The 21,350-nt window shown below is 52.4% G+C and carries 19 protein-coding genes; 12 read left to right on the forward strand and 7 right to left on the reverse strand.

Annotation, left to right across the window (positions count from 1 at the left end; all coding sequences use genetic code 11):
• Window positions 1-11 precede the first annotated feature (11 nt).
• Window positions 12-3,812: an AsmA2 domain-containing protein YhdP gene (gene yhdP, locus HV352_RS02240; protein WP_181635167.1), complete on the forward strand. Its 3,801-nt coding sequence runs from the start codon at window positions 12-14 to the stop codon at window positions 3,810-3,812.
• Between the two features lie 148 nt (window positions 3,813-3,960).
• Window positions 3,961-5,406 carry a metalloprotease TldD gene (gene tldD, locus HV352_RS02245; RefSeq protein WP_019077799.1) on the forward strand — a complete coding sequence of 482 codons (1,446 nt, stop codon included), beginning with the start codon at window positions 3,961-3,963 and terminating at the stop codon, window positions 5,404-5,406.
• 94 nt (window positions 5,407-5,500) lie between these two features.
• Here tldD and aaeR read toward each other — a convergent pair whose 3' ends face one another.
• Entirely contained in the window at window positions 5,501-6,430 is a 930-nt protein-coding gene (gene aaeR, locus HV352_RS02250; protein ID WP_016157586.1) for an HTH-type transcriptional activator AaeR, read from the reverse strand.
• 184 nt (window positions 6,431-6,614) lie between these two features.
• On the opposite strand from aaeR, the gene aaeX reads away from it, so the two are divergent.
• The 4 genes from aaeX to HV352_RS02270 all read left to right on the forward strand — a co-directional run bounded on the left by aaeX (window position 6,615) and on the right by HV352_RS02270 (window position 10,129).
• Window positions 6,615-6,818, forward strand: coding sequence for a p-hydroxybenzoic acid efflux pump operon protein AaeX (gene aaeX / locus HV352_RS02255; RefSeq protein ID WP_003025177.1), 204 nt, complete (start codon window positions 6,615-6,617; stop codon window positions 6,816-6,818).
• Window positions 6,819-6,825: 7 nt separating this feature from the next.
• Entirely contained in the window at window positions 6,826-7,758 is a 933-nt protein-coding gene (aaeA, locus tag HV352_RS02260) for a p-hydroxybenzoic acid efflux pump subunit AaeA (RefSeq protein WP_016154711.1), read from the forward strand.
• A gap of 5 nt (window positions 7,759-7,763) precedes the next feature.
• Window positions 7,764-9,731, forward strand: coding sequence for a p-hydroxybenzoic acid efflux pump subunit AaeB (gene aaeB, locus HV352_RS02265; RefSeq protein ID WP_016157585.1), 1,968 nt, complete (start codon window positions 7,764-7,766; stop codon window positions 9,729-9,731).
• A gap of 119 nt (window positions 9,732-9,850) precedes the next feature.
• Window positions 9,851-10,129: a barnase inhibitor gene (locus HV352_RS02270; protein ID WP_016154709.1), complete on the forward strand. Its 279-nt coding sequence runs from the start codon at window positions 9,851-9,853 to the stop codon at window positions 10,127-10,129.
• A 56-nt stretch (window positions 10,130-10,185) separates the two neighbouring features.
• Here the strand turns inward: HV352_RS02270 and yhcN are convergent, their stop codons facing one another.
• Window positions 10,186-10,452, reverse strand: coding sequence for a peroxide/acid stress response protein YhcN (gene yhcN, locus HV352_RS02275; RefSeq protein WP_003025165.1), 267 nt, complete (start codon window positions 10,450-10,452; stop codon window positions 10,186-10,188).
• A gap of 376 nt (window positions 10,453-10,828) precedes the next feature.
• Window positions 10,829-11,299 (reverse strand): transcriptional regulator ArgR, encoded by a 471-nt coding sequence (argR, locus tag HV352_RS02280; protein ID WP_003025162.1) that lies wholly within the window; start codon window positions 11,297-11,299, stop codon window positions 10,829-10,831.
• A 436-nt stretch (window positions 11,300-11,735) separates the two neighbouring features.
• Between argR and mdh the strand changes: the two genes are divergently transcribed.
• Window positions 11,736-12,671: a malate dehydrogenase gene (gene mdh / locus HV352_RS02285; protein ID WP_008785953.1), complete on the forward strand. Its 936-nt coding sequence runs from the start codon at window positions 11,736-11,738 to the stop codon at window positions 12,669-12,671.
• Between the two features lie 120 nt (window positions 12,672-12,791).
• Here the strand turns inward: mdh and degS are convergent, their stop codons facing one another.
• From degS to zapG, 3 genes are all read right to left on the reverse strand, one after another.
• The gene (gene degS, locus HV352_RS02290) at window positions 12,792-13,859 is read right to left on the reverse strand and encodes an outer membrane-stress sensor serine endopeptidase DegS (protein ID WP_003025154.1); all 1,068 of its coding nucleotides are present in this window, start codon (window positions 13,857-13,859) and stop codon (window positions 12,792-12,794) included.
• 89 nt (window positions 13,860-13,948) lie between these two features.
• On the reverse strand, window positions 13,949-15,316 hold the full coding sequence (gene degQ / locus HV352_RS02295; protein WP_181635168.1) for a serine endoprotease DegQ: 1,368 nt from the start codon (window positions 15,314-15,316) through the stop codon (window positions 13,949-13,951).
• A 168-nt stretch (window positions 15,317-15,484) separates the two neighbouring features.
• Window positions 15,485-15,883, reverse strand: a complete 399-nt coding sequence (gene zapG, locus HV352_RS02300) for a Z-ring associated protein ZapG (protein ID WP_003025147.1) — start codon at window positions 15,881-15,883, stop codon at window positions 15,485-15,487.
• Between the two features lie 192 nt (window positions 15,884-16,075).
• Here zapG and zapE point away from each other — a divergent pair, with 192 nt between their 5' ends.
• From zapE to sspB, 5 genes are all read left to right on the forward strand, one after another.
• Window positions 16,076-17,203, forward strand: a complete 1,128-nt coding sequence (gene zapE / locus HV352_RS02305) for a cell division protein ZapE (RefSeq protein ID WP_101700715.1) — start codon at window positions 16,076-16,078, stop codon at window positions 17,201-17,203.
• A 218-nt stretch (window positions 17,204-17,421) separates the two neighbouring features.
• Complete coding sequence (gene rplM, locus HV352_RS02310; RefSeq protein ID WP_003025141.1) at window positions 17,422-17,850, forward strand: 50S ribosomal protein L13; 429 nt, start codon at window positions 17,422-17,424, stop codon at window positions 17,848-17,850.
• Between the two features lie 15 nt (window positions 17,851-17,865).
• A complete protein-coding gene (gene rpsI / locus HV352_RS02315) occupies window positions 17,866-18,258 on the forward strand; it encodes a 30S ribosomal protein S9 (RefSeq protein WP_003025138.1) in 393 nt (130 codons plus the stop codon).
• 316 nt (window positions 18,259-18,574) lie between these two features.
• Window positions 18,575-19,213, forward strand: coding sequence for a stringent starvation protein SspA (gene sspA, locus HV352_RS02320; RefSeq protein WP_003025132.1), 639 nt, complete (start codon window positions 18,575-18,577; stop codon window positions 19,211-19,213).
• 5 nt (window positions 19,214-19,218) lie between these two features.
• Window positions 19,219-19,722: a ClpXP protease specificity-enhancing factor gene (gene sspB / locus HV352_RS02325; RefSeq protein WP_016154706.1), complete on the forward strand. Its 504-nt coding sequence runs from the start codon at window positions 19,219-19,221 to the stop codon at window positions 19,720-19,722.
• A 44-nt stretch (window positions 19,723-19,766) separates the two neighbouring features.
• Here the strand turns inward: sspB and dcuC are convergent, their stop codons facing one another.
• A complete protein-coding gene (dcuC, locus tag HV352_RS02330; RefSeq protein WP_019077796.1) occupies window positions 19,767-21,134 on the reverse strand; it encodes an anaerobic C4-dicarboxylate transporter DcuC in 1,368 nt (455 codons plus the stop codon).
• Between the last annotated feature and the right edge of the window lie 216 nt (window positions 21,135-21,350).

The raw sequence follows: 21,350 nt of genomic DNA on the forward strand, positions 1-21,350 counted from the left end.
AGGAGAGGCGCGTGAGGCGATTGCCGGGGATATTACTGCTCACTGGAGCCGCATTCGTTGTCATCGCAGCGCTGCTGGTCAGTGGGCTGCGCCTTGCGCTGCCTCATCTTGATAGCTGGCGTCCGGCCATCCTTGACAAGATTGAATCCGCTACCGGTCTGCCCGTCTCCGCCAGCCAACTTTCCGCTAGCTGGCAAAATTTCGGTCCTACTCTTGAAGCGCGCGATATCCATGCGCAGCTTAAAGATGGCGGTGAATTTTCGGTAAAGCGGGTCACATTAGCGCTGGATGTCTGGCAAAGCTTGCTGCACATGCGCTGGCAGTTTCGCGATCTCACCTTCTGGCAGTTGCAACTGCGTACCAATACCCCCATCCAGCGCAGCGAAAGCGGTGATGGAATTGAAGCCGGCCACCTGAGCGATCTCTTCCTGCGTCAGTTTGATCATTTCGATCTACGCGACAGCCAGATTAGCTTTTTAACCCTCTCAGGCCAGCGTGCAGAACTGGCGATCCCACAGCTTACCTGGCTTAACGGTAAAAACCGACATCGCGCTGAAGGCCTGGTCAGTCTCTCCAGTTTGACCGGGCAGCACGGTGTTATGCAGGTGCGAATGGATCTGCGTGATGACAACGGGCTGTTGAATAACGGTCGGGTCTGGCTGCAGGCCGACGATATCGACGTCAAGCCGTGGCTGGGTAAATGGATGCAGGATAATGTCGCGTTGCAAACCGCGCGTTTTAGCCTGGAAGCATGGATGACGATCAGAAAAGGTGTCGTTTCCGGCGGCGATGTCTGGCTGAAAAAAGGTGGGGCAAGTTGGCTGGGAGAGAGTCGTACGCACACGCTCTCCGTCGATAACCTGACGGCGCACATCAGCCGCGAACAGTCGGGCTGGCAATTCTCCATTCCCGATACCCGTATCACGATGGATGATAAACCCTGGCCAAGCGGGGCGTTAACGCTGGCCTGGATCCCTGAACAGGAAGTCGGCGGCGAGAATAACAAACGCAGCGACGAGCTACGCATCCGCGCCAGCAATCTGGAGCTGGCCGGGTTAGAAGGGCTGCGTCCGATGGCGGCCAAGTTATCGCCTGCGCTGGGTGATATCTGGCGGGCCACGCAGCCGAGCGGCAAAATAGATGTGCTGGCGCTGGATATCCCGTTACAGGCAACAGAAAAAACTCGCTTCCAGTCCTCGTGGACCAATCTGGCCTGGAAACAGTGGAAGCTGCTGCCAGGGGCAGAACATTTCTCCGGTACGCTCGCGGGCAGCGTTGAAAACGGGGCGCTCACTGCTTCCATGAAGCAAGCTAAAATGCCGTATGAAACCGTCTTTCGCGCACCGCTGGAAATAGAGGATGGCGTAGCGACGCTAAGCTGGCTGAAGAATGATAAAGGTTTCCAGTTAGATGGGCGCAATATTGATGTTAAAGCGAAAGCGGTACACGCACGCGGTGGTTTTCGCTATCTGCAGCCCGCCAATGATGAGCCATGGTTGGGCATTCTGGCAGGTATCAGCACCGACGATGGCTCTCAGGCCTGGCGTTACTTCCCGGAAAACCTGATGGGCAAAGAGCTTGTTGATTACCTCAGCGGCGCTATTCAGGGCGGCGAAGCGGATAACGCCACGTTGGTGTATGGCGGCGACCCGCATCTGTTCCCGTATCTACACAATGAAGGGCAGTTCCAGGTACTGGTGCCGCTTCGCAATGCGAAGTTTGCTTTCCAGCCCGACTGGCCCGCGCTGACTGACCTTAATATTGAACTGAACTTCATTAACGACGGTCTGTGGATGAAGACCGATAGCGTTAATCTGGGCGGTGTGAAGGCCAGTAATCTGACGGCTAACATCCCCGACTATGCCAAAGAAAAACTGCTGATTGATGCCGACATCAACGGGCCGGGCAAGGCGGTTGGACCTTATTTTGATGAGACGCCATTGAAGGATTCACTCGGCGCTACGCTTGAGCAGTTGCAGATTGACGGCGATGTGAATGCTCGCTTACATCTTGATATTCCGCTAGACGGCTCGCTGGTTACCGCCAAAGGTGACGTCAACCTGCGTAATAACAGCCTGTTTATTAAACCGCTCGACAGCACGCTGAAGAATTTGAATGGTAATTTCAGCTTTATCAACGGTGATCTGAAGAGCGAGCCGATGACCGCGAACTGGTTTAATCAGCCGCTGAACGTCGACTTTTCCACGACCGAAGGGGCGAAAGCCTATCAGGTAGCCGTGAATCTGCAAGGTGACTGGCAGCCAAGCCGCATGGGGATTTTACCGGCGCAGGTCAACGACGCGTTGAACGGTAGCATAGCGTGGAATGGCAAGGTAGGAATCGATCTTCCGTATCATGCCGGGCCAACCTACAACGTTGAGTTAAAGGGCGACCTCAAGAATGTAAGTAGTCACTTACCTTCTCCACTGAATAAGGCGGCCGGTGAGGCGTTGCCGGTGAACGTTAAGGCCAACGGCAATCTGCGCAGCTTTGATCTGACCGGCAACGCTGGCAGTAAAAATCATTTTAACAGCCGCTGGCTGCTGAATCAGAAACTGACGCTTGACCGCGCAATCTGGGCGTCGGAAAGCCGCACCGTGCCAGCGTTACCCGATCAACAAGGCATAGAGCTTAATCTTCCCCCTATGGATGGCGCGCAATGGCTGGCGTTATTCCAGAAAGGCGCTGTGGATAACGTGGGCAGCAACGCTAACTTCCCGCAGCGCATCACGGTGCGTACGCCATCGTTATCCCTGGGCGGTCAACAGTGGAATAATTTGAGTATCGTTTCTGAGCCTGCGAGCAATGGCTCCACCGTGCAGGCGCAGGGCCGTGAAATTAACGCCACGCTGGCTATGCGCAATAATGCGCCGTGGCTGGCCAATATTAAGTATCTTTATTACAACCCAAGCGCGGCAAAACCGTCACAAAATAGTACGCCAGCCTCGCCGTTCTCAGCCATCGACAACGTCAGCTTCCGTGGCTGGCCGGACCTTCAGCTGCGCTGTGCCGAGTGCTGGATGTGGGGACAGAAATACGGGCGCATTGACGCCGATGTAGCGATTAAAGGCGACACGCTGACCTTGAGTAACGGTCTGTTGGATACGGGTTTTGCCAGACTGACCACCGACGGCGTGTGGGTGAATGCGCCGGGCAAGGAGCGAACGTCGCTGAAGGGTAAACTGAGCGGCAATAAAATTGACTCCGCAGCCGGTTTCTTTGGCGTATCAACGCCGATTCGCAATTCTTCATTCAACGTGGAGTATGATCTGCATTGGCGTAATCCGCCGTGGGATCCTGATGTAGCCTCGCTGAATGGTATTTTGCGTACCCGGCTGGGCAAAGGCGAACTTACCGAACTCAGTACCGGACATGCTGGGCAACTGTTACGTCTGCTAAGCTTCGATGCGTTACTGCGTAAACTGCGCTTTGATTTTAGCGACACCTTCAGCGAAGGCTTCTATTTCGACTCGATTCGCAGCACGGCGTGGATCAAAGATGGTGTGATGCATACCGACGACACGCTGGTGGACGGTCTGGAAGCCGATATTGCGATGAAAGGTTCAGTGAATCTGGTACGCCGGGATCTGGACATGGAAGCCATCGTTGCACCAGAAATATCTGCCACCGTAGGCGTTGCCGCCGCGTTTGCCGTCAACCCGATTGTTGGTGCGGCGGTGTTTGCCGCCAGTAAGGTGCTGGGGCCGCTGTGGAGCAAAGTCTCGATTCTGCGCTATCGCATCACCGGTCCGGTCGATAAGCCGCAAATTAACGAAGTTCTGCGTCAGCCGCGCAAAGAAAGCCAGCAATGATTTGACGGGGGCGAGTAATTGCCCCAATCTCAGTACATAGTATTGCCGGATGGCGCAGCGCTTATCCGGCCTACAGCAGCCTAACAACGTAGGCCGGATAAGGCGTTTTTTTCCGCTATCCGGCAGAATTAAATGAGTAATCAAAACGATGAGTCTGAACCTGGTAAGTGAACAATTGCTAGCGGCAAATGGCCTGAAACATCAGGATCTGTTTGCCATCCTGGGCCAACTGGCCGAACGCCGTCTTGATTACGGCGATCTCTATTTTCAGTCGAGCTATCACGAATCCTGGGTTTTAGAAGACCGCATCATTAAAGATGGTTCTTACAATATCGATCAGGGCGTTGGCGTGCGCGCCATCAGCGGCGAGAAAACAGGGTTTGCCTATGCAGACCAGATTAGCCTGTTGGCGCTGGAACAAAGCGCTCATGCCGCGCGTACTATCGTGCGTGACAACGGTGACGGCAAAGTAAAAACGCTGGGGGCCGTGGAGCATCAGGCCCTTTACACCTCGGTTGATCCGTTGCAGAGCATGAGCCGTGAAGAAAAACTCGATATCCTGCGCCGCGTAGACAACGTGGCCCGTGCCACCGACAAACGCGTCCAGGAAGTGACCGCCAGCCTGACCGGTGTTTATGAACTGATCCTGGTGGCCGCGACTGATGGTACGCTGGCCGCTGACGTCCGCCCGCTGGTACGTTTGTCCGTAAGCGTACAGGTCGAAGAGGACGGTAAGCGTGAGCGCGGCGCCAGCGGTGGCGGCGGTCGTTTTGGCTATGACTATTTCCTTGGCGACCTCGATGGTGAAGTCCGTGCCGACGCGTGGGCGAAAGAGGCCGTACGCATGGCGTTAGTCAATCTGTCCGCGGTAGCAGCGCCTGCTGGTACGCTGCCGGTGGTACTCGGCGCTGGTTGGCCTGGCGTTCTGCTGCATGAAGCGGTCGGTCATGGTCTGGAAGGTGATTTTAACCGCCGTGGCACCTCGGTATTCAGTGGTCACATGGGTGAACTGGTGGCATCAGAACTGTGTACCGTTGTGGATGATGGCACAATGGCGGACCGTCGTGGTTCTGTGGCTATCGATGACGAAGGGACACCGGGTCAGTACAACGTGCTGATCGAAAACGGCATTCTGAAAGGCTACATGCAGGACAAACTGAATGCGCGTCTGATGGGCGTAGCGCCAACGGGTAACGGTCGCCGTGAATCTTACGCGCACCTGCCGATGCCGCGTATGACCAACACCTATATGCTGCCGGGGAAATCCACGCCGCAGGAAATCATCGAATCCGTTGAATACGGTATTTATGCGCCTAACTTTGGCGGCGGTCAGGTAGATATCACCTCCGGGAAATTTGTATTCTCGACGTCCGAAGCGTACCTGATTGAAAACGGTAAAGTGACCAAACCGGTGAAAGGCGCAACGCTGATTGGCTCCGGTATCGAAGCGATGCAGCAGATTTCGATGGTGGGTAACGACCTGAAACTGGATAACGGGGTTGGCGTTTGCGGTAAAGAAGGACAGAGCTTGCCGGTGGGCGTGGGCCAGCCGACGCTGAAGGTGGATAACTTGACCGTAGGTGGCACCGCGTAACGACCCGGTCGCCGGATAGCGCTCAGCGTATCCGGCCTGGAATGTGCGCTGGCACTGAATGTAGGCCCGGTAAGCAAAGCGCTACCGGGCTTTTTTATTTCTCTTTGCCCCGGCCGTACATCCCCTGAAACAGCTGCGCCACATCGACAAAATAATCCGTCAGATAGTTAATCACCACCTGGACCTTGAGCGGTAGTTTGTCTTTTTCGGTATACAGTGCATAGACCGGACGTGGATCCGACTGGTAGCGGGGCAACAGGATCTCCACTTCGCCACGATTGATCTCATTGATCACCCACATCAGCGGCACATAGGCAATACCCGCGCCTGCGGCCAGCCAGCGCACCAGCGTCATCGGATCGTTAGTCACGAAGCGCCCTTCTGGGATCAGGCGGGTAGAGATCCCCTCCGGAGCGATAAGTTCGAATTCATTATCCGGGCGCACGCTGTATTCCAGCCACGAGTGGTTACTGAGATCGGCGGGTTTTTCCGGCACGCCAAACTGCGCGAGATAGCTTTTAGCGGCGCAGACTACCATCGGCATGGTTCCCAGGCGACGTGAAAACAGGCTGGAGTCCTGCAACGCGCCGACGCGAATAACCACGTCCAGACCGTCGGCGATTAAATCCGGTGCCGGGATGCCTGTTACCAGATTTACCGTCAATCCTGGATACTCTTTCAGCATCGTTGCGGTCAACCCAGCGAGGACATTTTGTGCCATGGTTGAAGAACAGCCAATGCGCAAGGTGCCGATGGGCGTGTTGTTAAAGGCATAAAGCTGTTCGTGAACATCCTGTGCTTCGTGCAGCATCCGGCGGCAGCCCTGATAATAAATTTTACCGGCTTCGGTTAGCCCAATGCTGCGTGTGCTGCGGTTTAGCAGCTTGACCTGTAGCTCATCTTCCAGTTTAGAGACCGTCTGGCTTATCGATGAAACGCTCATTTGTAACTGTCTTGCGGCGGCGGTGAAGGAGCCCAGTTCGACAACTTTGGCAAACACCGACATACGTTTTAATCGTTCCATTGTTCACTCTGACTTAAAAGTGATTTAGATCACATAATATAGATAACAGCATAACAGTTACGTTAATATATTATTATTCAAATAACAGCTATGTCGCTCTCGCCTGGCTCATCCTTGCCCTTCTCTGCGGTGGCATACGCTAGAAAATCTATCACCTGCACTCTCTTAAGCTACCAAGGTCAACATGAGTCTGTTTCCCGTTATCGTGGTGTTTGGTCTGTCCTTCCCACCGATTTTTTTCGAATTACTTTTGTCACTGGCGATTTTCTGGCTGGTGCGCCGGGTTCTGGTTCCAACTGGCATCTATGATTTTGTCTGGCACCCGGCTCTGTTTAACACCGCGCTGTATTGCTGCCTGTTCTATTTAATAACGCGCCTGTTCGTTTGAGGTTGAAGTGAAAACACTAACAAGAAAACTCTCCCGTACGGCCACGACTCTCGTACTGGTCATTCTGGCCTTCATCGCCATTTTCCGCGCATGGGTGTTCTACACCGAGTCGCCGTGGACGCGTGATGCGCGCTTCAGCGCCGACGTTGTGGCAATAGCCCCGGATGTCGCCGGGCTTATCACTAACGTCAACGTTCATGATAATCAACTGGTGAAGAAAGACCAGGTTCTGTTTACCATCGATCAGCCGCGCTATAAAAAAGCGCTCGAAGAAGCGGAAGCAGACGTCGCCTACTATCAGGTGTTATCGCAGGAAAAACGCCAGGAGGCCAGCCGTCGTAATCGGCTGGGCGTGCAGGCTATGTCTCGTGAAGAGATTGACCAGTCAAACAATGTCCTGCAAACCGTATTACACCAGCTTGCGAAGGCGCAGGCGACCCGCGACCTGGCGAAATTAGATCTGGAACGTACCGTCATTCGCGCGCCAGCAGATGGCTGGGTGACTAACCTGAACGTCTACAGCGGCGAATTTATTACTCGCGGCTCTACGGCGGTGGCGTTGGTCAAACAGCATTCTTTTTATGTGCTGGCCTATATGGAAGAAACCAAGCTGGAAGGCGTCCGCCCTGGGTATCGCGCAGAGATCACCCCGCTGGGCAGTAATCATGTGCTGAAGGGCACCGTTGATAGCGTGGCGGCTGGCGTAACGAATGCCAGCAGCACGCGGGACGCAAAGGGTATGGCGACCATTGATTCCAATCTCGAATGGGTGCGCCTGGCGCAGCGTGTACCGGTGCGAATTCGTCTTGATGAGCAGCAGGGAACCCTGTGGCCTGCGGGGACTACGGCTACCGTCGTCATTACCGGCAAGCAGGATCGCGATGCAAGCCGGGAATCCTTCTTCCGTAAAATGGCGCATCGCCTGCGCGAGTTTGGCTAATCGTGATGGGCATTTTCTCTATTGCCAACCAGCATATCCGCTTTGCGGTAAAACTGGCGTGCGCGATTGTACTGGCGCTGTTCGTTGGCTTTCACTTCCAACTTGAGACCCCGCGCTGGGCGGTGCTGACCGCCGCCATTGTGGCGGCTGGCCCGGCCTTTGCCGCTGGCGGAGAGCCCTATTCTGGTGCTATACGCTATCGCGGCATGCTGCGTATTGTCGGGACATTTATCGGCTGTATTGCTGCACTGATCATTATCATCAGCATGATCCGCGCCCCGTTATTGATGATCCTGGTGTGTTGTATCTGGGCCGGTTTTTGTACCTGGATCTCGTCGCTTGTGAAGATCGAAAACTCCTATGCCTGGGGACTTTCGGGCTATACGGCGCTGATCATCGTCATTACCATCCAGGCTGAACCACTGCTGACGCCGCAATTTGCGCTCGAACGCTGTAGTGAAATAGTGATGGGGATTGTCTGTGCTATTGTGGCCGATCTGCTCTTTTCGCCCCGTTCGGTGAAACAGGAGATTGATGTCGAACTGGACAGCCTGCTGGTGGCGCAGTATCAGCTTATGCAGTTGTGCATTAAGCATGGTGACAGTGAAGAAGTGGACAAAGCCTGGGGCGATTTAGTCCGGCGTACGGCGGCACTGGAAGGCATGCGAAGTAACCTGAATATGGAGTCCTCACGCTGGGGGCGGGCTAACCGCAGACTCAAAGCATTGAACACGCTGTCACTCACGCTCATCACGCAGTCCTGCGAAACCTATCTTATTCAGAACACTCGACCCGAACTGATCACTGATACCTTCCGCGAGTTGTTCAATATGCCGGTTGAAACGGTGCAGGATGTTCATAAACAGTTGAAGCGGATGCGGCGGGTGATTGCCTGGACCGGCGAACGCGAAACGCCGATCACGATATATAGTTGGGCAGGCGCCGCGACGCGCTACCTGTTGCTCAAACGCGGTGTAGTGAGTAATACCAAAATTAGCGCCACGGAAGAAGAGATCCTGCAAGGTGAGCCAGTAGTGAAGGTGGAGTCTGCCGAGCGCCATCATGCGATGGTCAACTTCTGGCGCACCACGCTTTCTTGTGTGCTGGGAACTTTATTCTGGCTGTGGACCGGATGGACCTCCGGCAGCGGCGCAATGGTGATGATTGCGGTTGTCACTTCGCTGGCAATGCGTTTGCCCAACCCGCGCATGGTGGCGATAGACTTTATTTACGGTACGTTGGCGGCGTTACCGCTCGGGGCGCTCTATTTCCTGGTGATTATCCCCAATACGCAACAAAGCATGTTGTTACTGTGCCTGAGCCTGGCGGTGCTGGGGTTCTTTCTGGGTATAGAGGTACAGAAACGACGACTGGGATCAATGGGGGCTCTGGCCAGCACTATTAATATCATCGTGCTGGATAACCCGATGACCTTCCACTTTAGCCAGTTCCTTGATAGTGCGCTGGGGCAAATTGTTGGCTGCGTGCTGGCATTTATCGTCATTCTGTTGGTGCGCGATAACTCTCGTGACAGAACGGGTCGCGTGTTGCTCAACCAGTTTGTCTCGGCGGCGGTTTCAGCGATGACCACCAACGTGGTACGTCGTAAAGAAAACCATCTCCCGGCGCTTTATCAGCAGCTATTTTTGCTGATGAACAAATTTCCCGGCGACCTGGCGAAGTTTCGCCTGGCTCTGACGATGATCATTGCGCATCAGCGCCTGCGCGATGCGCCGATACCGGTAAACGAGGATCTATCCGCGTTCCATCGCCAGCTTCGTCGCACTGCGGATCACGTGATTTCCGCAGGAAACGACGACAAGCGCCGACGCTACTTTAGCCAGCTGCTGGAAGAGCTTGAGATCTATCAGGAGAAATTAATCATCTGGCAAGCGCCGCCGCAGGTGACCGAGCCGGTAAAACGACTTAGCGGGATGCTGCACAAATACCAGCATGCGCTAACAAGTAATTAAGAGTTGGAAACCGACGCTAAAAGCGTCGGTTTTTTTATGGCTATACTTACCTGAAAATGCAGGAGGTTCCTGCATATTGATGGTCTGTAGAGTGACTGGCGTCGGGATGGTGGCTATAGATGAACATCTATACATTTGATTTTGACGAGATAGAAGACCAGGGGGATTTCTACCGTGAGTTTACGCGCGCGTTCGGTCTCGCCCGGGAAAAGGTGGTTGATTTAGATTCTCTGTGGGAGGTGGTTATCGGGGACGTTTTACCGCTGCCGCTGGAGATTGAATTTGTTCATTTGCCGGACAAGCTACGCAGGCGATACGGCGCGCTGATTTTACTGTTCGATGAAGCGGAAGAAGAGCTGGAAGGACAGCTGCGCTTTAACGTTCGTCACTCAATGTAAGGCATAAAAAAGCCCCCGGCAGGCGGGGGCAAGTCGTCGGACTAGACGACGAGGGTTTATTTGTAGAGTTCTGCAGTCGCGTGCCAGTGAGCGCCTTCACGGAGTTCGGTGACGCGATAGCTGCTGGCACCCGCTTTTTCAGCTTTAGCGGCGATGGCCTGACGCATGTCCATTGGTGAGCTACCGATCTGAGATACGGAGATGCTGCCCATGGATTGCAGGTTCTGTGCTTCTTGTGAGTTCACCTGAGTCACTGCGGCGCTTGCACCGAAAGAGAGAACAGAAAGAAGGCTTAAGGTTGCAATAGTTGTTTTGATTTTCATGATATTTACCTCGTCGAATTCTTTTATTGGGGTCTGCGTTTCGTGACCCTCATCACAAAATCAAGTATACACTAATCACTCGATAAATTAATACCACGCTAATTGTTTCCGTGCGGGTTAAGTATTAAGAAAAATATTTTTTATAACAAAACGGAATTAAAAATAGGGTTTTAAGCATCGGTTTTATAATAAATTCAATTAAATCATTGAGATATGTATTTTTGCAAAATGTGCGTTTTTAACTCTTCATATTCGCTATGTGAATGACTTTTGACGGTTAAACGCACCATTTGTTAAATCAATGACAGTGGATAATAGAGGGAGGAGGGTGGATACAGAGGTTTTTCCCCCGCCGCGAGGCGACGGGGAGGAAGTATTACAGTTCTTGTTCGAACAGTTCCAGAATGGCTTCGTACAAATCTTTTACCGTAAAACCCTTAGCTGGGGTGGTGAAGATGGTATCGTCACCGGCAATTGTACCCAGAATACCTTCCGCTTTACCTAATGAGTCCAGCAGACGTGCAATCAACTGAGCAGCGCCAGGGCTGGTATGAATAACCACAACTGCATCGTTGTAATCGATATCCAATACCAGATTTTTCAGTGGACTGGATGTTGTAGGTACCCCTAACTCTGCCGGCAGGCAGTACACCATTTCCATTTTCGCATTGCGGGTACGCACGGCGCCGAACTTGGTCAGCATGCGAGAAACCTTGGACTGATTGATATTATCAAAGCCCTGATCCTGCAACGCGAGGACGATTTCGCCCTGAGAGCTGAACTTTTCTTCTTTAAGCAGCGCTTTAAACGCCTTTACTAATTCTTCTTGTTTTGCCGAGCTTCGCATAAGTCACCCGTAATATGGCGGTAGAAACAACATTATTGTGCATACAGATGAATTTTTATGCAAACAGTCTGCCTTGTTCAAGGCTGAAATAATGTTATGAAAGAGCGGAATTTTATCAAATTTCGTTATCAAGAAACATGCCTGTGTCACGGCTCGCGAATAAGGTTAAAAGTAAATTAAATGTTATCAAATTGATGTTGTTTTGAGAGGTGGGTAGGGTATATTGTCAGCACCTGTTGGAAAGTTGCTCTACTGTGCGGGTGGTTTTGAATTACGTAACTTAGGTTTTATTTTACGTAAGTTAAATGCATAAAAGCCAAATTTGCGTGACTACGCATTCTTGACGCGTGGTTGTTGTATTCGTTGGATTTGTGAATTAAGGTCGCCGCCGCGGAGCAATAGACACTTTGCTTATCAATATAATAAGGAGTTTAGGATGAAAGTTGCAGTCCTCGGCGCTGCTGGTGGTATCGGTCAGGCGCTAGCATTACTGTTAAAAACCCAACTGCCTTCAGGTTCAGAACTCTCCCTGTACGACATCGCTCCAGTAACGCCTGGCGTGGCCGTTGATTTGAGCCATATCCCTACTGCTGTGAAAATCAAAGGCTTCAGCGGCGAAGACGCTACCCCTGCACTGGAAGGTGCTGATGTGGTACTGATCTCTGCGGGTGTCGCACGTAAACCGGGTATGGATCGTTCCGACCTGTTCAACGTTAACGCCGGTATCGTGAAGAACCTGGTGCAGCAGGTTGCTAAAACCTGCCCGAAAGCATGTATCGGTATCATCACCAACCCAGTGAACACGACCGTTGCTATCGCTGCAGAAGTGCTGAAAAAAGCAGGCGTATACGATAAGAACAAACTGTTTGGCGTGACCACGCTGGACATCATCCGCTCCAACACCTTTGTTGCGGAACTGAAAGGCAAGCAGCCTGGTGACGTTGAAGTCCCGGTTATTGGCGGCCACTCTGGCGTGACCATTCTCCCGCTGCTGTCACAAATCCCTGGCGTGAGCTTCACTGAGCAAGAAGCGGCTGACCTGACCAAACGTATCCAGAATGCAGGTACTGAAGTTGTGGAAGCTAAAGCCGGTGGCGGATCTGCAACCCTGTCTATGGGTCAGGCTGCAGCACGTTTCGGCCTGTCACTGGTTCGCGCGCTGAGCGGCGAAAAAGGCGTGGTTGAATGTGCTTACGTTGAAGGCGACGGCCAGTATGCTCGCTTCTTCTCTCAGCCGCTGCTGTTGGGTAAAAACGGCGTAGAAGAACGCCAGTCTATCGGCAAGCTGAGCGCATTTGAGCAGAGCTCACTGGAAGGTATGCTGGATACGCTGAAGAAAGATATCACCCTGGGTGAAGAGTTCGTTAAATAATGCCTTTATGTAGGCCGGATGGCGGTGTTTAACGCTTTATCCGTCCTACAAATATCGCGAATTTGACGCATAAAAAAACCGGAGCTATCTCCGGTTTTTTTACATCATTTCGTTTGTGATTTAGTTTGTAGCCGGGTATTCCTGAATCGTTACCTGCAGCGTCAACTGCTTGTCATCACGCATCACGACAACAGAGATAACCGAACCAGGGCGAATCTCTGCCACCTGGTCCATGGTCTCCAGCGCAGATACCGCCGGTTTGTTATTGACCGAAATAATCAGATCGTTAACCTGAATTCCAGCCTGTGCTGCCGGACCGTCTGGGGCTACTTCGTTAACTACAATCCCCTGAATTTGATCCATCCCGCCGCCCTGGGCGTGCAGTGGCGCAATTTCGCGACCGCTGATGCCGATGTAGCCACGAATCACGCGCCCGTCACGAATCAGCTTATCCATGATTTTGGTTGCCAACTGAAACGGAATAGCAAAGCCGATCCCTTCCGGGGTTTCACCATCGTTGCTCTTATCAAATGACAGCGTGTTAATACCCATTAACTCGCCCAGCGAGTTGACCAACGCGCCGCCGGAGTTGCCGTGGTTGATGGAGGCATCCGTTTGCAGGAAGTTTTGCCGTCCAGTCGGGTTCAGGCCAATACGACCGGTGGCGCTGATAATCCCCTGAGTGATGGTTTGCCCAAGGTTGTACGGGTTACCAATGGCGAGGACGACATCGCCGATGTGCGGCACGCGTTTGTTATTAATTGGAATTGTCGGCAGTCCGCCAGTCGCGTTGATTTTCAGCACCGCAAGATCGGTTAACGTATCAGAACCCACAAGCAGCGCTTCGAATACACGCCCATCCTGCAACGCGACGATGATTTGGTCGGCATCATTAATGACGTGCTTATTGGTAATGATATAGCCGCGCTGATCCATGATAACGCCTGAGCCGAGTGTGCGGATCTCAAGCTGGTTATGTGCTGTGCTGTTCATACTACGGTTATAAACGTTAACGACAGCAGGCGCTGCACGGCGAACCGCCGGGTTATAGCTGGCGGGCGTTTCATCTGCACTGTCGAACTGTGGCGCGGTAAGCGTATTTATTTTTCGCAGAGAGGGCATCGCGGCCAGCAGAATAGCGCCGACGATTAAACCAATCGCGACCGAACGTAAAAGCTTCACAAACATGATGGCGGCGTCATTAATAAAGGGAACGGCAGCAGCATATCACGAGTTTACCGGACATCACACGGGGGGCTGATGTCCGGTTGCATGCGTTAACGCAGGAGCAGGTAAATACTCTCGTTACCACGCACTACCTGCAGAGCAATGATCGACGGTTTCGTTTCCAGCACTTTACGCATTTCGGCGATCGAATTTACACGATCGCGGTTAACGCCAATGATAACGTCATCTTTATGCAGACCGGCCTGCGCGGCTGGGCTGCTTTTTTCAACGTTATCAATTTTGATGCCTTTGGTGCCGTCTTTAAGCTGACCGTCACTGAGCGTAGCCCCTTGCAACGCAGGAGCAATCATCTCCGCGCTGGCGGACGATGATGTACTGGTATCCAGGGTTACTTCAACCTCCAGCGGTTTACCGTTACGCAGCAGGCCCAGTTTGACTTTGGTCCCTGGTTCGGTTGTCGCTATGCGTGAACGCAGTTCGGCGAAGCTGTTGAGCGGTTTGCCGTTGAGGCTGGTAATGATATCACCAGACTTCACACCTGCTTTTGCGGAGCCAGAGTTAGGCAGAACCTCGCTGACAAACGCGCCGCGCTGTACGTCCAGTTTGAACGCTTTGGCGATATCGGCGGTCATTTCGGTGCCTTTAATTCCCAGCAGACCACGTTTGATTTCACCAAACTGCATCAGTTGCTGCGCCAGCGTGCGTGCCATATTGCTCGGGATCGCAAAACCAATACCGATGCTACCGCCGCCGGGCGCCAGAATCGCGGTGTTAATGCCAATCAGCTCACCATTGAGGTTTAGCAACGCGCCGCCGGAGTTACCCCGGTTGATGGAGGCGTCGGTCTGAATAAAGTTTTCCAGACCTTCCAGGTTCAACCCGCTGCGACCCAAAGCCGATACGATGCCGGAGGTGGCCGTTTGCCCCAAACCAAACGGGTTACCTACGGCCACCGCGAAATCACCGACGCGGAGTTTGTCGGAGTCGGCAATGGCAATTTGCGTCAGGTTGCTGGGGTGTTGAATTTGCAGCAGAGCGATATCGCTCTGGTCGTCGCTGCCGATAAGCTTAGCGTCGAACTCACGGCCATCGTTAAGCTGGACGCTGATTTTTTGCGCCTGATTGATGACGTGATTATTGGTCAGGACGTAGCCTTTGGCGGCATCAATGATGACCCCGGAACCCAGCCCTTCAAAAGGTTGTGCAGGTTGATCGGGAAGTTCATCACCAAAAAACTTTTTGAACTCTTCCGGGACTTTCTGCCCCTGAGCGGCGGTGCCTTCGACCCTTACGCTCACCACGGCAGGTAACACTTTCTCCAGCATCGGGGCGAGGCTGGGGAGCGCAGCCTGACCGGGAACCTGGCCGGGAATCGACGCTGCGGCTGGGAATGGCGCCGAGAGAGTTAACCCGACACTTAACGCTAATGCACTCAACAGCTGGGTGTGTTTTTTCATGGATCCTGCTCTCGTACCTTGAGTAAACGGAAGATGATTCAAAACAGTTTGATGTTATTGAATTTTCGGTTTGGTCACAATGAGGCTAACGACTAAATAATAGCTGGGACAGGAAGAGAAGCGGAGGGCGCAATTGCTGCGCCCAATAAATTTCTTAACGATGTGCAGTTAGTCGCGCTTTGCGCCACTACGCAGCAAGCCAGATGCGCCTTCAGAATAGTCACGCGGCATCTGAACCGGCGCCTGATCGTTACCCGCTTCGGACTCTGCCAGACGATTACGGAACGGATTATTTTCCGGTGACATACCCGGCAGCAGGTTGCTGGAGCTTTTAGCCATATGCTGATAGATCTGACGATAATCGTCCGCCATGTTATCCAGCAGTTCAGCGCTGCGGGCAAAGTGGCTCACCAGCTCTTCGCGGTACTCTTCCAGCTCAGCTTTATTTTTTTCCAGTTCGTACTGCAATGCCTGCTGTTGGCGTAATTTACGATTACCAAAACGCATGGCTACAGCACCAATAATGATACCGACGACTAACCCAATTAGCGCATATTCCCAGGTCATGAACATCTCCCGTTGTCTTGTGTTTCCGTAGGGTGTTGGCTTTAGGCTCCATGCCCGCGCCTGATTATGCCACTATAACCGCTAATCCCGTAGAAGTGGAATCCCGTGTTTATATCACGTAATGTAGAACGGCCTTTTTTTCGTCAACCGTGAGCGACGGCACATCGATTCTCAAGGAATAACAATAACATCATGCAAAGCCTTTCCCCGACATCGCGTTACCAGCAAGCCCTCAAAGACGGCAGTCATCAGCCCGACAACGTACAACAAGAAGCAGTGAATCGACTGGAAACAATTTTCCAGGCGCTTTCGACGCCAGCACGTCCTGCGCCGCAGGAGAGCGGACTGATGGCGCGTTTTGGCAAATTGCTGGGAAAACGTGGGTCACCGACCAATGCGCCGGTGCGTGGTCTGTATATGTGGGGCGGAGTCGGGCGCGGAAAAACGTGGCTGATGGATCTGTTCTTCCATAGCCTGCCGGGCGGGCGTAAACAGCGTTTGCACTTTCACCGTTTTATGCTGCGCGTCCATGAAGAGCTTACGGCCCTGCAGGGGCAGAGCGATCCGCTGGAAATCATTGCCGACCGCTTTAAGGCTGAAACGGACGTGCTGTGCTTTGACGAATTTTTTGTTTCTGACATCACCGACGCCATGCTGCTCGGCGGTCTGATGAAGGCGCTGTTTGCCCGTGGTATTACGCTGGTGGCAACCTCCAATATTCCGCCTGATGAGCTGTATCGCAACGGTTTGCAACGCACGCGTTTTCTTCCTGCCATTGATGCCATCAAACAGCATTGTGACATCATGAATGTCGATGCTGGCGTCGATTATCGTCTGCGCACCTTAACGCAGGCGCATTTGTGGTTGTCGCCACTGAATGAGGAAACCCGCCAGCAGATGGACAAGCTCTGGCTGGCATTAGCGGGAACGAAAGGTGAACACGCTCCGACGCTGGAGATCAATCATCGTCCGATGCAGACGCTGGCCGTCGAAAACCAAACGCTGGCGGTGTCGTTCACCACGCTCTGTGTCGATGCACGTAGTCAGCATGACTACATTGCGCTATCGCGTCTGTTTCATACGGTGCTGTTGTCTGATGTGCCGGTCATGACGACGCTGATGGAGAGTGAAGCGCGGCGTTTTATCGCACTGGTGGATGAGTTCTACGAACGCCACGTTAAGCTGGTGGTCAGTGCGGCCTCACCTCTTTATGAAATCTATCAGGGCGAGCGTCTGAAGTTTGAATTTCAGCGTTGTTTGTCGCGTTTGCAGGAGATGCAAAGCGAAGAGTATCTGAAGCGGGAACATTTAGCCGGTTAAACCTGCCGCAAATCACATAAAGGGGTCGATCTTTGACCCTGACTTCTCTATAATCTTGCGACCCCACGTTACGAGAGAGTTTTTTTCCCAAAACTTTCTATGCGCCGGCATAGGCTATTCGAAGGGGTAGGTTTGCTGGACAATGTCGTGTGAACCTCAACTGACAAAACGTTTGGGTGTTCACCAACGTGTAACTTATTTATTTGGGTAAGCTTTTAATGAAAACTTTTACAGCTAAACCAGAAACCGTAAAACGCGACTGGTATGTTGTTGACGCGACCGGTAAAACTCTGGGCCGTCTGGCTTCCGAACTGGCTCTGCGCCTGCGCGGTAAGCACAAAGCGGAATATACTCCGCACGTAGATACCGGTGATTACATCATCGTTCTGAACGCTGACAAAGTTGCTGTAACTGGCAACAAGCGTACTGACAAAGTGTACTATCACCACACCGGTCACATCGGCGGTATCAAACAAGCGACCTTTGAAGAGATGATTGCTCGCCGTCCTGAGCGTGTGCTTGAAATCGCGGTTAAAGGCATGCTGCCAAAAGGCCCGCTGGGTCGTGCTATGTTCCGTAAACTGAAAGTTTACGCTGGCAACGAGCACAACCACGCGGCACAGCAACCGCAAGTTCTTGACATCTAATCGGGATTATAGGCAATGGCTGAAAATCAATACTACGGCACTGGTCGCCGCAAAAGTTCCGCAGCTCGCGTTTTCATCAAACCGGGCAGTGGTAAAATCGTAATCAACCAACGTTCTCTGGAACAGTACTTCGGTCGTGAAACTGCCCGCATGGTAGTTCGTCAGCCGCTGGAACTGGTCGACATGGTTGAGAAACTGGATCTGTACATCACTGTTAAAGGTGGTGGTATCTCTGGTCAGGCTGGTGCGATCCGTCACGGTATCACCCGCGCTCTGATGGAGTACGACGAATCCCTGCGTGGCGAACTGCGTAAAGCTGGCTTCGTTACCCGTGATGCTCGTCAGGTTGAACGTAAGAAAGTCGGTCTGCGTAAAGCACGTCGTCGTCCTCAGTTCTCCAAACGTTAATTGTACTCTGCTTCGGCAGACAACAATTTGCGAAAAAACCCGCTTCGGCGGGTTTTTTTATCGTTACTGCTCTCCGTATAACCACGGTAATCCGCTGATTGCCACCTCTTTTTCCCCATTTCAAGAATCGACTCACCACAAAGGTCACAAAATCTGGTAAACTATCATCCAATTTTCTGCCCAAATGTCCGGTATCGTTCATTTTTTGTTTGTATTTTGAACAGTAATGGCTTTCCCGAATATGGGTGACATCACTTCTGGCTGGCCACTTAGTGGCTGGTAGCAGTAAAAATTCTGAATATACCTGGAGGTTTTCATGGCTGTCGCTGCCAACAAACGTTCGGTAATGACGCTGTTTTCTGGTCCTACTGACATCTATAGCCATCAGGTCCGCATTGTGCTGGCTGAGAAAGGTGTTAGTTTCGAGATTGAGCATGTGGAGAAGGACAATCCACCGCAGGATCTGATCGACCTCAACCCGAATCAGAGCGTACCGACACTGGTGGATCGTGAGCTGACCCTGTGGGAATCTCGCATCATTATGGAATACCTGGATGAGCGCTTCCCGCATCCGCCGCTGATGCCGGTTTACCCGGTTGCGCGTGGTGAAAGCCGCCTGTACATGCAGCGTATTGAAAAAGACTGGTACACGCTGATGAACGTCATCGTGAACGGTTCTGCTTCTGAAGCCGAAGTCGCGCGTAAGCGTCTGCGCGAAGAACTGCTGGCAATTGCACCAGTATTTGGCCAGAAACCTTACTTCCTGAGCGATGAGTTCAGCCTGGTAGACTGCTACCTGGCGCCGCTGCTGTGGCGTTTACCGCAGCTGGGCATTGAATTCAACGGTGCAGGTTCGAAAGAACTGAAAGGGTACATGACTCGCGTCTTTGAACGTGATTCTTTCCTGGCTTCTCTGACTGAGCCTGAACGTGAAATGCGTCTGGGCCGGGGTTAACCTGTATGGATTTGCCACAGCTAACACCACGCCGTCCGTATCTGCTGCGCGCATTCTATGAGTGGTTGTTAGACAACCAGCTTACGCCGCACCTGGTGGTGGATGTGACGCTTCAGGACGTGCAGGTTCCTATGGAATATGCGCGTGACGGGCAAATTGTTCTGAATATCGCACCGCGTGCGGTGGGTAACCTGGAACTGGCTAACGATGAAGTGCGCTTTAACGCGCGCTTCGGTGGTGTGCCGCGTCAGGTTTCTGTACCGCTGGCGGCAGTTCTGGCAATTTATGCTCGTGAAAATGGTGCCGGTACTATGTTCGAGCCGGAAGCCGCCTACGACGAAGATGTCGCCAGCTTAAATGATGACGACAACGACGCACCTGGTTTTGAGAGTGAAACGGTCATGTCGGTCATTGATGGCGATAAGCCTGACAATGGCGACGACAACGATCCGGATGACACTCCGCCGCCGCCTCGCGGTGGGCGTCCAGCGCTACGCGTAGTGAAATAAAAAAACAGGCCCTTTGGGGCCTGTTCTGTTTTCTGCCTTCGGGATCAGTAAAACAGCGTGATGGTGGCTATCATATTGACCACAAATCCCACCGCCATCGGAATGGCCGTACGTTTTACCACTTCAAAGGGCGATACGCCCGCAATACCTGATGTCACCACAATGACCGCTGTAATGGGGGATACCGCCCGGGCCAGCGTAGTAGCAAAATGCATCGGCATAATCATCACTACCGCAGGAATATGTAGTCCGGCGGCAATATCTGGAATCAGGCTGGCAAAAGACATAAACGGCGCGTTACCTGACCCCATGACAATCGCACAGGCGGCAATGACCACGGCCATGATGATCATCACGCCGATACCGCCAAGGCCGGAATGCTCTGCACCTTTTATTACGGCGTCGACAGTCCCGATAGTCGTCAACCCTTTCGCAAAGATCTCACCGGCGACCACCAGCGTGACAACGTTGGCAAACTGGGTTCCCATGCCGTCAAAGAAGGCCTGCACATCATCCATCGTTTCGCGCAGATTATGTTTATGCAGGAACTCGACAAACATCGTCAGCGTCATGCTCATCAGCATGACCACCACCAGATTCAGCTCTGTTTTCATTAACCCCATATGTGCCAGGGCAAGCGAGCCCAACATCAGAAGCAGCGGCATGACGGGTAGAATGGCGTAATAGAGAGGTGGCACGTTTTCCAGCGTCTTTTGTTCAGCGAATCCGTTGCTTTCCGGGAATGCTTTTTTATCAAACTGCCGCTGAACGAAAAAATGTGCAATAGCGACGGCGACGATAACGCACGATGCGACGGGTAACTGATAGTGAAAGAAGTAGGTAGCGATTTTCATGCCCGCCACCTGCGCGGCAAAAATAGAGTTGGTTTCCAGAATGCCCCATTCAATTGACATTGAAGTGGCAATGACCGCCACCGCGGATAAACGGCTCACGCCAAGACTGACCAGCGTCGGGAACAGCGTCACCATCAGCAGCATGCCTAAACCGGAAGCGCTGGTGATGAACTGCGCCATGATCTGACCAATCACATAGGTGGCGGCAAGAACAACATAGGGTGAGCGGATTAGCTTAAGCGGGCGGCTTAACAGGCTAACCATCGCTCTGCTGGCCCCCATCCTGTCCATATAACGGGCATAACCACCTACCGCCATGATTGATAACCCTAGTCCGGCCGCCCGATTGGAAAGCATACGCAGAATTTCGTTGTAAATATCGACCAGTAGATAGCCGCTGCTCTTGTCGTTAGCGACCAGCGCGCCGTAGCCTAGCCAGACGCCGCAGATCATCAGGAAGATCCCCGCGGCTGCCAGCACTACCTGCGGTTTGTAGTTTTTGAGGATCAGGTAACCCATCGTTAATAAAACGATGACAGAGATAATGATGCCGAACATTGTTTCACTCCATGCCAGAGAAGAAGATAAATCCGGTAATAACGCTGTTGTCCAAACGGATGTTATATTTTTTCGGGCGATTTTTATGGAGTGAATATCTTATTTTTAATTCGATGTTTAAATTATTTATCGTTATAAAATAGATGGTTATGATAATTTATCACGTTCATATTCATAAATTTCACGAAGCGAATATGATTGTTTTCAATTAAAGAT

Origin of the sequence: Citrobacter sp. RHBSTW-01044 (assembly GCF_013781945.1) — a bacterium.
GTDB classification, from domain to species: domain Bacteria; phylum Pseudomonadota; class Gammaproteobacteria; order Enterobacterales; family Enterobacteriaceae; genus Citrobacter; species Citrobacter braakii.